Origin of the sequence: Streptomyces sp. NPDC059679, assembly GCF_042734105.1 — a bacterium.
GTDB lineage: Bacteria > Actinomycetota > Actinomycetes > Streptomycetales > Streptomycetaceae > Streptomyces.
In genome coordinates this window covers 93024-106017 of the sequence record NZ_JBHWES010000034.1, presented here as the reverse complement: position 1 = coordinate 106017, position 12994 = coordinate 93024, and the positions used below count along the sequence as shown (strand labels likewise).

The window sequence follows — 12994 nt, the reverse complement described above, 5'->3', positions numbered from 1 at the left end:
GCGCCTTGTCGGTCCAGAGTCCGCGAGGCTAGCCTTGTGATTGATCTGACGTAGCGTCAGATCTACTATCTGCGAGGGGACGCGGATGGACCTCGACTACACGGAGGCGGAGGAGGACTTCCGGCGGCGGCTGCGCACCTGGCTCGCCGACGTCCTGCCCAAGCTGCCGGATCCCCCGGACCCCGCCGACTGGCCCGGCCGCCGCGCCTACGACTGCGGCTGGCAGCGCGCGCTGTACGACGCGGGGTACGCCGGGCTGCACTGGCCGAAAGACGCCGGCGGCCAGGGGGCGACCCCCACCCAGCACCTGATCTTCCTGGAGGAGACCGAACGGGCCGGCGCGCCCTATGTGGGCGCCAACTTCGTCGGTCTGCTGCACGCGGGCCCCACCATCGCCGCCGAGGGCGACGCGGCGCAACGGGCGCGCTGGCTGCCGCCGATCCTGCGCGGGGACGAGGTCTGGTGCCAGGGCTTCTCGGAGCCGGAGGCCGGATCCGACCTGGCCTCGCTGCGCACCAGGGCGGTGCGGGACGGCGACTCGTACGTCGTCACCGGCAGCAAGATCTGGACCTCGCACGCCGAGGTCGCCGACTGGTGCGAACTCCTGGTCCGCACCGCACCTGTCAGCGACGAGGCACCCAAGCACCGGGGGATCTCCTGGCTGGCGATGCCGATGGACGCGCCGGGGGTCACCGTACGGCCGCTGCGCACCCTCGCCGGGACCGCGGAGTTCGCCGAGGTGTTCCTGGACGAGGTGCGGGTGCCGGTCGCCCATCGGATCGGGGCGGAGAACGACGGCTGGCGCGTGACCATGGTGACCCTGTCCTTCGAGCGCGGCACGGCGTTCGTGGGCGAGGTCGTGGCCTGCCGCCGGGTGCTTGAGGCCCTGGCGCGCGAGGCGAAGGCCAACGGGCGCTGGGACGACCCGGTGCTGCGCCGCAGGCTGGGGCGGCTCGCGGCCGAGTTCGCCGCGCTGTGGCGGCTCACCCAGTGGAACGTGAGCGAGGCGCAGCGCACCGGCGGGGTGCCGGGCACCGGCGGCTCGGTCTTCAAACTGCGCTATTCGCATGTCCGTCAGGAGCTGTATGACGCGGCCGCCGAGGTGCTGGGCGCGGGGGCGCTGGACGCCGACCACGCGTGGGTGGCGGACCGGCTGTCCTCGCTCTCGTACACCATCGCGGCGGGCACCTCCCAGATCCAGCACAACATCGTCGCCGAGCGCATCCTCGGCCTGCCGAAGGGACGGTGAGCGGGCCCGTGGACTTCCGGCTCACGGACGACCAGCGTGCTCTGCGGGCGGGGGTCCGCGAGCTGCTGGCGGGGCGGTTTCCGCGGGAGCGGCTGCGGGCGGTGGTGGACGCCGGGGCGCCCGCGGTGGACCGGGCGCTGTGGCGGGAGCTGGGCGGGGCCGGGTTCTTCGCGCTGCGGCTGGCGGAGGCGGACGGCGGGGTGGGGCTCGGCCTGCCCGAGGCGGTGCTGGTCTTCGAGGAGGCGGGCCGGGCGCTGCTGCCCGGGCCCCTGGTCGCGACGCATCTGGCGGCCGGGGTGGTGGCGGGCGCGGCCGAGGGCCGCGCCGTGGTCACCGCGCTGGACGTGGTGGGGCAGGCGGCGGGGCAGGCGGCATCGGGCTCGGCCGGGCCGCTGGTCGAGCACTTGGCGTCGGCCGATGCCGTGTTGGTGATCGGTGACGACAAAGGCGGTGGGGGCGGCGGCGAGGGCGGCGGGGGGATCGGCGTGCGGTCCGCGGCCGGACTCGCGCGTTCCGCCCGGCCGATACGGTCCGTGGACCCGGCGACGTCACTGCACCGACTGGACCGTGGCGGCCGTCCGGGCCGGAGGGAGCGGTGGTCGGCCGCAGGCCCGGCCGGGTGCCGCTCCGCGGCCCGGCTCAGACGGGAGGCGGTGCTGCTGACCGCCGCCCTGCAACTGGGCAGTGCGGCCCGTACGGTCGAGCTGGCCGTACGCCATGCCCAGGAGCGCTCCCAGTTCGGCCGGGCGATCGGCGCCTTTCAGGCCGTACAGCATCTGTGCGCCGGGATGCTGGTGCGCGCGGAAACAGCCAGAAGTGTGGTTTACGCAGCCGCCGTCACCGAAGACGCGGGTGAAGTAGCCGCCGCCAAGCTGCTCGCCGACGAGGCCGCCGTCCGTAACGCACGGGACTGTCTGCAGATCCATGGCGGGATGGGCTTCACCTGGGAGGCCGATGTCCATCTGCACCTCAAGCGGGCCTGGGTGAGGGCCGAGCAGTGGCAGACGGCGGCCGAGGCCGAGGAAGAGCTTGCGGCCGGGCTGCTCGCCGGCTTATGAGGTTTGTGACCCGACTTCGTGGATACGCCTGAATTGTTCAGGTGTCGCGATTCCTGGGGGAATCCCCAGAGTCTTCGAGGTGACCGAGCGTTGATACCGGGTTGTTTCCTAGGTGTGACTCGTCACAGGGGGGAGTCGGGCCCATGCTCGGGTACTCTCCGTTGCGTGCGAACGGTTTTGGGGTGCAACTATCCCGGCGTGGCCCATGGGGCGACTCCGGGCACGCCAATGTGCCCCGCTCGCGCGGGGTGCGCAGGCCCTGCGCCCCGGTGTTCGACTCCCAACGGCGCGCGTCGCACAGTATGCCGCACGCATACTCCTTGGCGCTGGAATATGACCGAAGCGCTTGTTGGGGTGACTGTACGTCAACCATGCTGTCTCGCAAGGGGGTACCCCTCAGCCGTCGCTGGGAGGGGGCACCTCTCAGCGGTAGCTGGGGGAGAGTCACGTTCCGTGACCTCTTGGAGGTACGAGGCGATGTGTCCGCCGGTTCGGATGGTGTGAGCGGTGCAGGTGCTTCAGATGCAGATGGAGGTCCGGCCCGACCCCGCGGAGGTGAGCCGGGCCCGCCGATGGGCGCGCTCGCGGCTCGCCGGGTCCGGGATAGGGGTGGACGAGCCGCTGGCCGAGACCCTGATCCTGCTGATTTCGGAGCTGGTGACCAACGCCGTGGTGCACACGGGCTGTCCGGCGGTGCTGCGCATGCTCTTCCCCGCGCAGGGCGACGGCGGCGGGCCCGGTGCGGGCGGCCGCGGGGGGCGGGGGCCGGGCTCCGGTACGGTCCGGGTCGAGGTCGCCGACGCCAGCGGCCGGGCGCCGCGGCGGCGGTGCGCGGGCGAAGAGGCCACCAACGGGCGCGGTCTTGAACTGGTCGACGGCCTGGCGGACCGCTGGGGCTGGCATCCGGAGGGCGCGGGTAAGCGCATCTGGTGCGAGGTGGACCGGGGCGCCCGTGGGGGTCATGGGGGGTACGGAAGTCATGAAGAACCGGTCCTGACGGGGCATGCGGGTTCTCATGCGCCATCACAAATCGGGCGTAGTCGACAAAGTCCAGACCAGGTGTTGACGTGATGTGGTGGCTTGATCACTCTAGGATCAGCGATTCGTTGCGAGGGGACGCCGAGGGCTCTGTGATTCCTGTGAGCCGTGTGCTCACGGCGCGGTTCCTTGGCGAGTGCGGGTCGCTGCCCGGCGCGTGACAGGGCATCGGCGCCGGAGCCGGGTGGCGGTGTGCCGTGCCGTGCTCGGGGTGTGCATGAGCGCACCGCCGCCCGACAGACCCGCCCCTCGCCCCGCTGTATGGCGGGTCGGCGGCCTCGTGGGCCGCGCGTCACGGAACCGCGGCGCGTCACGAGACACCACGGGTCACAAAATCGCCACGGGTCACAAAATCGCCACGGGCGCGACGGGGCTCCCCACGCCGCCGACGAACGGCTCGGGTGTGGCCGACAGCAGAAACGTGTAGCGCCCCTCCTCGGCGCAGGTCTGCCCCAACTCCTCCAGATTCCAGTTCTGGCCCTGCTGCATACCCATCTCCACGAGGTCGAGAGCGTGGACCGGCATCCACAGGTTCTCTATCTCCGGGGGAAAGATCTCGAAGGTGAGGGTGTCATTGGCCACCGCCGCCACGTCCCGGGCGTGGAACCACTCGGGGGTACGGAGGGACAGGCCGGGTGAGGGGAAGGCGTAAGCCTCCTTCTCGCCCCCGAGATAGCGCTGGATCTGACCGGTGCGCACCAGCGCGATATCGCCGGAGCGGACGGTGGTCTTCGCCAGCGCCTCGGCGGCGTCCAGGTCTTCGGGTGTGACGGCATGCCCCTCGGGGAGCCGGTCGAGGCCGTGGGCGCGGGCGACATCGAGGAGCACGCCGCGCGAGACGATGTGCCGCGCCTTGTCGATGCCGCTGAAAGTGGCGCGGCCATGAGGGGTGACGGAGTCGGCGGGGCGGCCGTTGTAGATCCGCCCCGAGTGCGAGACATGGGTCAGTCCGTCCCAATGGGTGCCCGCCTGCAGTCCCATCGTCACGGCGTCGTCGCTGGTGGCCACGGTGTCCGGGCCGAACATCTCCAGATTGACGGCGATCATGGTGTGCAGCGGATTGACCCGGCCCGGGATCACGCCGGTCTGCACCCCGTCCTGCTGGAGCGGGACCGCGAGCGGGATGCGGCGGCCGCTCCGTATGGCCGCCGCGGCGCCCCTGACCACCTCGTCGGTGATCAGATTGAGCGTCCCGATCTCGTCCGCCTCCCCCCAGCGGCCCCAGTTGTTGATGCGCTTGGCGATGTCGTGGAATTCGGGCGGCAGGGTCATGGAACCTCCTCGGTTCGGCTTCCGGGCGGGATTCCGCTCGGGGGGTTGTACTCGGGCCGCGTCTGCTCAAAAATCTAACGGACCGTCAGAAACTCCGGGAGGGGACGCGACGTGGGCAACTTCTTGGGCGGCAAGGTGGTCGCCGTCACCGGGGCCGGGCGGGGCATCGGCCGAGCCGTGGCACTGGCCTGCGCGGCCGAAGGAGCCCAGGTCGTCGTCAATGACTACGGGGTGTCGATCGAGGGCGGCGAACCCGGCAGCGAAGTCGCCGAGGCGGTGGTCAAGGAGATCGAGGCGGCGGGCGGAGCGGCGGCGGCCGTCGCCGACGACGTCTCGACCATGGCGGGCGGACAGCGGATCGTGGACACCGCGCTCGAACACTACGGCCGGCTCGACGGCGTGGTGTGCGTCGCCGGGATCCTGCGCGAGCGGATGCTCTTCAACATGACCGAGGAGGAGTGGGACCCGGTCGTCGCCACCCATCTCAAGGGCACCTTCACCGTCTTCCGGGCGGCCTCCGCGGTGATGCGCAAGCAGGGCTCCGGCACCCTGATCGGCTTCACCAGCGGCAACCACCAGGGGAGCGTCGCGCAGGCCAACTACGCCTCCGCGAAGGGGGGGATCATCTCCCTGGTACGCAGCGCCGCACTCGGCCTCCACAAGTACGGGGTGACCGCCAACTGCGTCGCGCCGGTCGCCCGGACGCGGATGTCCGCCAATGTGCCCATGGAGCTCAAGGAGATCGGCGAGCCGGAGGACGTGGCGGCGCTGGTGGTCTATCTGCTGAGCGAGCGGGCCCGGGACGAGAAGATCACCGGACAGGTCTATACGATCGCGGGCCCCAAGATCGCGGTCTGGGCCCAGCCGCGGGAACTGCGCGCGGGATACGCGGAAGGCGCCTGGACCCCGGAGAAGATCGCCGACTTCCTCCCGGGCACGGTCGGCACCGACCCCATGCCGATGCTCGCTCAGCTCGATGCCATGGCCAAGGCGGCGGCCAAGGGCCAACGCCCCAACGCGTGACCCGCACCCGCGGGGCGGGGTCACCGCCCAGCGGCGGCCGGGGGAGCGGGTCGGGAGACGGGAGACGGGAGAAGCCGTGGACTTCGCTTTCGGACCGGAGGACGAACGCTTTCGCACCCGAGCCCGCGACTGGCTCGACGAGCACGTCGCCGACGCCCTGGCCCAACTCGCCCGGCAGCCACAGCCCCAGTCGCAACCACAGCCGCAGCCGGAACCGCAGTCGCAGCCGCAGCCCGGCGCCGACCACGACGGCCCACCGGCACCGGAGGACGCACACCGCGCCTGGGAGCGGGAACTCGGCGCCGGCGGCTGGATCGGGCTCGGCTGGGACCGTACGCACGGCACCTACGGCAACCAGCCCGCCACCCTCACCCAGCAGGTCGTCTGGGCCGAGGAGTACGCCCGCGCCGGGGCCCCCGCCCGGCTCGGCCACATCGGCGAAAACCTCCTCGCCCCGACCCTGCTCGCCTACGGCGACGACACCCAGCGCGCCCGCTTTCTGCCCCCCATCGCCCGCGGCGAGGAGCTGTGGTGCCAGGGCTACAGCGAGCCCGAGGCCGGATCGGACCTCGCCGGGGTGCGGACCCGCGCCGTCCGCGACCCGGGCGACGGCACGTACCGCGTCACCGGGCAGAAGATCTGGACCTCCCTCGCCCAGGAAGCCGACTGGTGCTTTGTCCTGGCGCGCACCGAGGACGGCTCACAACGCCATCATGGTCTCTCCTTTCTTCTCGTACCGATGGACCAGCCCGGGCGGGTCGAAGTGCGCCCGATCCGCCAGCTGACCGGCGACGCCGAGTTCAACGAGGTCTTCTTCGACGGCGCGGTGGCGCGCGCGGAACACCTCGTCGGCGGCGCCGGCCAGGGCTGGCGCGTGGCCATGGGTCTGCTCGCCGTGGAGCGCGGCGTCTCCACCCTCGCCCAGCAGATCGGCTTCGCCCAGGAGCTCGACCGGGTCGTCCGGCTGGCGCTGCGCACGGGCGCCGCCGACGACCCCGTACTGCGCGACCGGCTTGTCGAGCAGTGGGCCGAGCTGAAGACCATGCGCTGGAACGCGCTGCGGACCCTGGGCGAGGCATCGGGCCCCGGCGCGCCCAGCGTCGCCAAGCTGCTGTGGGGCGGCTGGCACCAGCGGCTGGGCGAACTGGCCGTGCGGATACGCGGCGCCGCGGCCGCGCTCGGCCCCGAGCGGTGGACCGCCGAGCGCCCGTACGAACTCGACGACGCGCAGCGCCTCTTCCTCTTCTCCCGGGCCGACACGATCTACGGCGGCTCGGACGAGATCCAGCGGAACATCATCGCCGAGCGCGTTCTCAACCTCCCTAAGGAATCACGCGGATGAAGACCGATGAGCCGACGGCAGACGGGCAGAAGGCGGACGGGCAGAGGACGGACCGGCAGGCGGCGTACGGGCATTGGATCGGGGGCGGTCGGCGGCGGCCCGGGCAGGGGCACTATCCGGTCGTCAATCCCGCCACCGAGCAGATCGTCGGCCATGCCCCGGAGGCCGACGTGGCCGACGTCGACGCCGCTGTGAGCGCGGCACAGGACGCCTACGAGGGGTGGGCGCGCACCGCCCCCCATGAGCGCGCCGCCGTGCTCGACCGCGCCGCCACCCTGATCGCCGAGCACGCCCGGGAGCTGATCCCGCTGGCCCAGGCCGAGACGGGCGCGACAATGCGCGTCGCCAAGGCCATGCAGGTGCCCCCGGCCGCCGACCGCTTCCGCCGGTATGCGCGAGGCGCCGTCGAGCCGGACACGGTCCCGCTCGCGCCCCTGCCCGTCGCCGCCTCACCCCTCGCCCCCGGCGGGCTCATCGGCGCGGCCGCCGTCCGCCGCCCCGTGGGTGTCGTGGGCTGTATCACCTCCTACAACTTCCCCCTCGCCAACCTCGCGGGCAAGGTCGCCCCAGCCCTGGCGATGGGTAATACGGTCGTCGCCAAACCGGCCCCGCAGGACCCTCTGTGCTGTTTGGAACTCGGCCCCCTGCTGAAGGAGGCCGGGCTCCCGGACGGTGTCTTCAATGTCGTCACCGGATCGGGCGCGGCCGCGGGCGAGGCACTTGTGGCGCACCCGGGCGTCGACATGGTCAGCTTCACCGGCTCCACCGCCGTGGGAAAGAGGATCGCCGAGTCCGCAGGCCACTCGATGAAGCGCACCCTGATGGAGCTGGGGGGCAAGGGCGCGGCCATCGTCCTTGGGGACGCCGACGAGTCCGTGATCAAGTCGGCGGTCGGGGCGGTCGGTTCGACCTGGTCTTTCCACAGCGGGCAGATCTGCACGGCGCCGACCCGTATGCTCGTCCATCGATCGCTGTACGAGAAGGTCATCGCCGCACTCACACGGTATGCGAAGTCACTGATCGTCGGGGACCCTGTGGATAACTCCACGATCGTCGGTCCGTTGATCTCCGCGGCCCAGCGCGACCGCGTCGAGGCGTACCTCGCCGGGGCCCGTGACCAGGGCGCCCGGATCGTGGTGGGCGGCGAACGCCCCGCGGTCAAGCCCGGCTTCTACGTCGCCCCGACCCTGATCGCCGACGCGGCCCCCGATATGACCGTCGCGCAGGAGGAGATCTTCGGCCCGGTCGTCGTCGCCCTCCCCTTCGACGACGAGGACGAGGCGGTCCGTATCGCCTGCTCCACGCCGTACGGCCTGTACGACTACGTCTTCAGCGCCGACGCGGGCCGCGCCTGGGCCCTCGCCGCCCGCCTGCGCAGCGGCAACGTCGGCATCAACACCGCCCAGCGCCACCCGGAGACGCCGTTCGGCGGCTTCAAGCACAGCGGGGTGGGCCGCGACGGCGGTTCGTTCGGCCTGCACGCGTACAGCGAACTCCAGTCGGTGGTCTGGGCTTCCTGAAAGTGGTCCGGGCTTCCCGAGAAAGCCTGAGCAGTCCTGAGCAGTCCGGAACGGTCCGGAACAGTCCTGAGCGGTCCTGAGCGGTCCTGAGAAGCAGGGGGCAGACGTGCGACAGGAAAAGAAAGTGGTGAAGTGGTGATGAGAGGCGTCATCTTCGACGGCACCGAACCGCGCGTGGTCGACGACCTGGAGATCCGGGCGCCCGGCCCCGGTGAGGTGCTGGTCGGCGTCGCCGCCGCGGGCCTGTGCCACAGCGATCTGTCCGTTCTCGACGGCACCATCCCCTTCCCCGTCCCGGTCGTGCTCGGCCACGAGGGCGCGGGCACGGTGGTGGAGGTCGGCGCCGGTGTCACGCATGTCGCCCCCGGCGACCATGTCGCCCTGACCACCATCGCCAACTGCGGGACCTGCGCCGACTGCGGCCGCGGCCGCCCCACCATGTGCCGCAAGGCGATCGGCAGGCCGGGCAAGCCGTTCAGCCGCGCCGGGCAGCCCCTGTACAACTTCGCCTCGAACTCCGCCTTCGCCGAGCGCACGCTGGTCAAGGCCGTGCAAGCGGTCAGGATTCCCGAGGACATCCCGCTCACCTCGGCCGCCCTCATCGGCTGCGGCGTCCTCACCGGCGTCGGCGCCGTGCTCAACCGCGCCCGGGTCGACCGCGGCGAGTCGGTCGTCGTCATCGGCACCGGCGGAATCGGGCTCAATGTGCTGCAGGGCGCCCGGATCGCCGGGGCCGGACCGATCGTCGCCGTCGACTCCAACCCCGCCAAGGAGGCGCTGGCCAGGCAGTTCGGCGCCACGCACTTCGTCGCCTCGACGGCCGCCGCCCGGGAGATCCTGCCGTCCGGCACCGACCACGCCTTCGAGTGTGTCGGCAGCACCCGGCTCATCCGGGAGGCCGTGGACCTGCTCGACCGGCACGGCCAGGCGGTGCTGCTCGGCGTGCCGCCCGCCGATGCCGAAGCGTCCTTCCTTGTCTCCTCCATGTATCTGGACAAGGCCATCCTGGGCTGCCGCTACGGCTCGGCCCGGCCGCAGCGCGATATCGCCCTGTACGCGGACTTCTACCGCCAGGGCCGGCTGCTGCTGGACGAACTGGTCACCCAGACCTACCCCGTCGAGGACTTCCCCAAGGCCACCGACGACGCGCGGGCAGGCCGGGTGGCGCGGGCCGTGCTTACGTTCTGACCGCTGCGTTGGTGCCCGTGGGACTACCCGCCGACGGAGGCATCGGCCATGGCACCGACAGCCGTGGCACCGACGGCCGTGGCACCGACGGCCGTGGCACGGAAGGTGCGCCGGTAGGCCGTGGGCGAGACGCCGAGCGCCGTCTGCAGGTGCTGCCGCATCGATGCGGCCGTGCCGAAGCCCGCGTCCCGCGCCACCTGGTCCACCGACAGATCTGTGCCCTCCAGCAGATGCCTGGCCCGTTCCACGCGCTGCTGTACGAGCCACTGCCCGGGGCTGATCCCGACCTCCTCGCGGAAGCGGCGGGTGAAGGTCCGTACGCTCATCGACTCCTGGTCGGCCCACTCGCGCAGCGGGATCGGGCGTTCCAGGCGGCTCAGCGCCCAGGCGCGCGCCGCCGTCGTGGTCGCCTGCTGCGGTTCGGGGAGCGGGCGTTCGATGTACTGCGCCTGGCCGCCGTCGCGGTACGGCGGCACCAGGCTGCGCCGCGCGACCTCGTTGGCGACGGCCGCACCGTGATCGCGCCGCACGACGTGCAGGCAAAGGTCGATGCCCGAGGCGACGCCCGCGGAGGTGAGCACATCGCCGTCGTCCACGAAGAGCACGTCAGGGTCTACCGCGATGGAGGGGAAGAGGGCCTGGAAGTGGGCGGCGCTCCGCCAGTGGGTGGTGGCGGGGCGGCCGTCGAGCAGCCCGGCGGCCGCGAGCACATAGCTGCCGGTGCAGATGGACATCCAGCGGACACCGGGCCGGGCGTGGAGCAGGGCGGCGGCGAGCGCCGGGGCAAGTGTGCCCTCCTTATAGACCTGCCCCATCTCGTAGCTGGTGGGTACGACGATGGTGTCGGCTTCGGCCAGCGCCTCGGGGCCGCGTTCGACGACGATCGGGAAGTCGGCGTCCGTCGGCACCTCGCCGGGCTCGGGAGTGCAGCTGAAGACCTCGTAGAGGCGGTCGCCCTCGGCGGAGCGGGCCTTGCCGAAGATCCTGAAGGGGATGCCCAGCTCGAAGGGGATCACACCGGGCAGGACCAGCACGGCGATCCGGTGCCGGCTGTCGGCGTCCATGGATGAGGGCATACGGGCCTCCAACGCATATCTCGTGGCCCGATCCTAACGAATGCTGTCCCTCGGGCCACTCGTACGGGCCGATCGCAGCGTTGATGCTGGTCAGGTGACGCAGACAACCGAACTCCCAGGGACTCCGGGTCAGGACGAGCAACCCCTTCCCGCCCGGCGGCGGCCGAGGATTCACCGTGCGTGGTGGGTCGCCGCCGTCACCTTTGTGACGATCGTCGGCGCGGCCGGCTTCGCCTCGCTCCCCGGTCTGCTGATCGACCCCCTGCACGAGGAGTTCGGCTGGTCGCGGGGGCTGATCGGCTTCGCGGTGTCCGTGAATCTCGCCCTCTATGGGCTCACCGCGCCGTTCGCCGCCGCCCTTATGGACCGCTTCGGCATCCGTAAGGTCGTCGCCTGCGCGCTTATGGTGATCGCCGTAGGGGCCGGGCTCACGGTCTTCATGACCGAAGCCTGGCAGCTCGTCCTGTGCTGGGGCGTCCTCGTGGGCCTCGGCAGCGGCTCGATGGCGCTGGCCTTCGCCGCGACGGTCACCAACCGGTGGTTCGTCGAGCGGCGCGGCCTGGTCACCGGCATCCTCACGGCGGGAGGCGCGTCCGGGCAGCTGGTGTTCCTGCCCGCCCTGTCGTGGATCGTGGAGTACCACCACTGGCGCCCGGCCGCGGTCACGGTGGCGGTCGTCGCGTTCGCCGTCGTCCCCTTCGTCTGGCTGCTGCTGCGCGATCACCCAGCCGATGTGGGGCTGGCCGCGTACGGGGTCGAGGGGCCGCCCGCGCCCAAGCCCGCACCGCAGCGCGGCGCGGCCCGCCGGGCGATCACCGCACTGCTCTCGGCCGCGCGCACCGGCCCGTTCTGGCTGCTGGCCGGGACCTTCGCGATCTGTGGCGCCTCCACCAACGGCCTGGTCAAGACGCACTTCGTGCCCGCCGCGCACGACCACGGCATGCCCGTGACGGCCGCCGCCGGCCTGCTCGCGGTCATCGGGATCTTCGACATCGTGGGCACGGTGGCCTCCGGCTGGTTCACCGACCGGTTCGACGCGCGGCGGCTGCTCGCCGTCTACTACGCGCTGCGCGGGCTCTCGCTGATGTTTCTGCCGATGCTCCTGTCGGACTCCGTGCACCCCCCGATGCTCTTCTTCATCGTCTTCTACGGGCTCGACTGGGTCGCGACCGTGCCGCCCACCATCGCGCTGTGCCGCGAGCACTACGGCGAGGACAGCGCGATCGTCTTCGGATGGGTGCTGGCCGCGCACCAGGTGGGCGCGGGGGTGATCGCCTTCGTCGGAGGCGTGGCCCGGGACACCTTCGGGTCGTACGACATGGTCTGGTACAGCGCGGGCGCGCTGTGCGCGGTGGCCGCGCTGATGGCCCTGGTCATTCGGCGGGAGCGGGAGGAGGTCCCCCGCATCGCCTAGGTCCTGTCGCCCGGACAGGGCCTAGGGCTGAGCCCGGTCCTGGCCGTGCGGTGCCAGGGTGGTGAACTCGCCGCGGTGGAAGAGGAGAGGGCCCGAGCGGGCGGTGAGGTCGTCCGTGCCGAGGGCGCGGACGCGGCCCACGACCACCAGGTGGTCGCCGCCGGTGTGCACGGCGTGGACCGTGCAGTCGATCCACGCGGGGACGTCCGCGAGCCGCGGCGAGCCGGTCACCGGGGCCGGCTGGTGCTGGACGCCGGCGAACTTGTCCGGCCGCCGGGACGCGCTCACCGCGAAGCCCCGGCACAGCTCGCCCTGGTCCGCCCCCAGGATGTTGACGCAGAAGGCCCCGGCGCGGGCGATGCGCGGCCAGGTCGTGGACGTACGGGCGACCATGAAGGCGATCAGCGGCGGGTCGAGGGAGAGGGAGGAGAAGGACTGGCAGGCGAACCCGGCCGGGCCCTCCTCGTCCACCGCCGCGATGACCGTGACGCCGCTCGCGAAATGGCCGAGCACCCGCCGGAACTCCGCCGGGTCCAGCGGAAGACGTTCGTCCGCGCGCACGGCGCGCAGGGCGGGGCGGCCGGGCCGGTGCGGCGCCGAGGCCGCCTGCGGCAGGGGGTCGTCGCGGCGCGCGGCGGCGGTCGGCGAGCCGACCGAGCGCAGATAGCGGACCGCGGTGGCTGCCATCCCGGCGTGTCCCATCATGATTCCATTGAATCTGATGCTACGTCAGATTGGAAGTCCCGGAAGGTGCCCTTCGAAGGCATGTCGACTCCCTTCACAGGCCCTTTCGCTTCCCTCCGCTCCCTTCGGC

General features: G+C 71.8%; 11 protein-coding genes. 8 read left to right on the top strand and 3 right to left on the bottom strand.

The window, feature by feature from the left end; genetic code table 11:
- Nucleotides 1–85: 85 nt before the first annotated feature.
- From ACFV2X_RS31340 to ACFV2X_RS31330, 3 genes are all read left to right on the top strand, one after another.
- Nucleotides 86–1249: an acyl-CoA dehydrogenase family protein gene (locus ACFV2X_RS31340; RefSeq protein WP_385622885.1), complete on the top strand. Its 1164-nt coding sequence runs from the start codon at nucleotides 86–88 to the stop codon at nucleotides 1247–1249.
- An 8-nt stretch (nucleotides 1250–1257) separates the two neighbouring features.
- Nucleotides 1258–2307, top strand: coding sequence for an acyl-CoA dehydrogenase family protein (locus ACFV2X_RS31335; protein WP_385622916.1), 1050 nt, complete (start codon nucleotides 1258–1260; stop codon nucleotides 2305–2307).
- 507 nt (nucleotides 2308–2814) lie between these two features.
- Nucleotides 2815–3378 (top strand): ATP-binding protein, encoded by a 564-nt coding sequence (locus tag ACFV2X_RS31330; protein WP_385622883.1) that lies wholly within the window; start codon nucleotides 2815–2817, stop codon nucleotides 3376–3378.
- Between the two features lie 312 nt (nucleotides 3379–3690).
- On the opposite strand, the gene ACFV2X_RS31325 is transcribed toward ACFV2X_RS31330, so the two are convergent.
- Complete coding sequence (locus ACFV2X_RS31325) at nucleotides 3691–4617, bottom strand: cyclase family protein (protein WP_385622880.1); 927 nt, start codon at nucleotides 4615–4617, stop codon at nucleotides 3691–3693.
- A gap of 111 nt (nucleotides 4618–4728) precedes the next feature.
- Between ACFV2X_RS31325 and ACFV2X_RS31320 the strand changes: the two genes are divergently transcribed.
- The 4 genes from ACFV2X_RS31320 to ACFV2X_RS31305 all read left to right on the top strand — a co-directional run bounded on the left by ACFV2X_RS31320 (nucleotide 4729) and on the right by ACFV2X_RS31305 (nucleotide 9690).
- Nucleotides 4729–5640, top strand: coding sequence for an SDR family oxidoreductase (locus ACFV2X_RS31320; RefSeq protein WP_385622878.1), 912 nt, complete (start codon nucleotides 4729–4731; stop codon nucleotides 5638–5640).
- A gap of 76 nt (nucleotides 5641–5716) precedes the next feature.
- A complete protein-coding gene (locus ACFV2X_RS31315) occupies nucleotides 5717–6982 on the top strand; it encodes an acyl-CoA dehydrogenase family protein (RefSeq protein WP_385622876.1) in 1266 nt (421 codons plus the stop codon).
- On the top strand, nucleotides 6979–8502 hold the full coding sequence (locus ACFV2X_RS31310) for an aldehyde dehydrogenase family protein (protein ID WP_385622874.1): 1524 nt from the start codon (nucleotides 6979–6981) through the stop codon (nucleotides 8500–8502). The genes ACFV2X_RS31315 and ACFV2X_RS31310 overlap by 4 nt, the downstream gene beginning before the upstream one ends.
- 138 nt (nucleotides 8503–8640) lie before the next feature.
- Nucleotides 8641–9690, top strand: a complete 1050-nt coding sequence (locus ACFV2X_RS31305; RefSeq protein WP_385622871.1) for a Zn-dependent alcohol dehydrogenase — start codon at nucleotides 8641–8643, stop codon at nucleotides 9688–9690.
- Nucleotides 9691–9713: 23 nt separating this feature from the next.
- Here ACFV2X_RS31305 and ACFV2X_RS31300 read toward each other — a convergent pair whose 3' ends face one another.
- Nucleotides 9714–10754 carry a GlxA family transcriptional regulator gene (locus tag ACFV2X_RS31300; RefSeq protein WP_385622868.1) on the bottom strand — a complete coding sequence of 347 codons (1041 nt, stop codon included), beginning with the start codon at nucleotides 10752–10754 and terminating at the stop codon, nucleotides 9714–9716.
- 106 nt (nucleotides 10755–10860) lie between these two features.
- On the opposite strand from ACFV2X_RS31300, the gene ACFV2X_RS31295 reads away from it, so the two are divergent.
- Nucleotides 10861–12180, top strand: a complete 1320-nt coding sequence (locus ACFV2X_RS31295) for an MFS transporter (protein ID WP_385622865.1) — start codon at nucleotides 10861–10863, stop codon at nucleotides 12178–12180.
- Nucleotides 12181–12201: 21 nt separating this feature from the next.
- Here ACFV2X_RS31295 and ACFV2X_RS31290 read toward each other — a convergent pair whose 3' ends face one another.
- Entirely contained in the window at nucleotides 12202–12867 is a 666-nt protein-coding gene (locus tag ACFV2X_RS31290) for a flavin reductase family protein (protein WP_385622914.1), read from the bottom strand.
- Nucleotides 12868–12994: the final 127 nt, after the last annotated feature.

Coding starts and splice junctions, on each gene's coding strand:
- ACFV2X_RS31325 (WP_385622880.1), bottom strand. CDS start 4,617: ATGACCCTGCCGCCCGAATTCCACGACATCGCCAAGCGCATCAACAAC.
- ACFV2X_RS31300 (WP_385622868.1), bottom strand. CDS start 10,754: ATGGACGCCGACAGCCGGCACCGGATCGCCGTGCTGGTCCTGCCCGGT.
- ACFV2X_RS31310 (WP_385622874.1), top strand. CDS start 6,979: ATGAAGACCGATGAGCCGACGGCAGACGGGCAGAAGGCGGACGGGCAG.
- ACFV2X_RS31340 (WP_385622885.1), top strand. CDS start 86: ATGGACCTCGACTACACGGAGGCGGAGGAGGACTTCCGGCGGCGGCTG.
- ACFV2X_RS31305 (WP_385622871.1), top strand. CDS start 8,641: ATGAGAGGCGTCATCTTCGACGGCACCGAACCGCGCGTGGTCGACGAC.
- ACFV2X_RS31290 (WP_385622914.1), bottom strand. CDS start 12,867: ATGGCAGCCACCGCGGTCCGCTATCTGCGCTCGGTCGGCTCGCCGACC.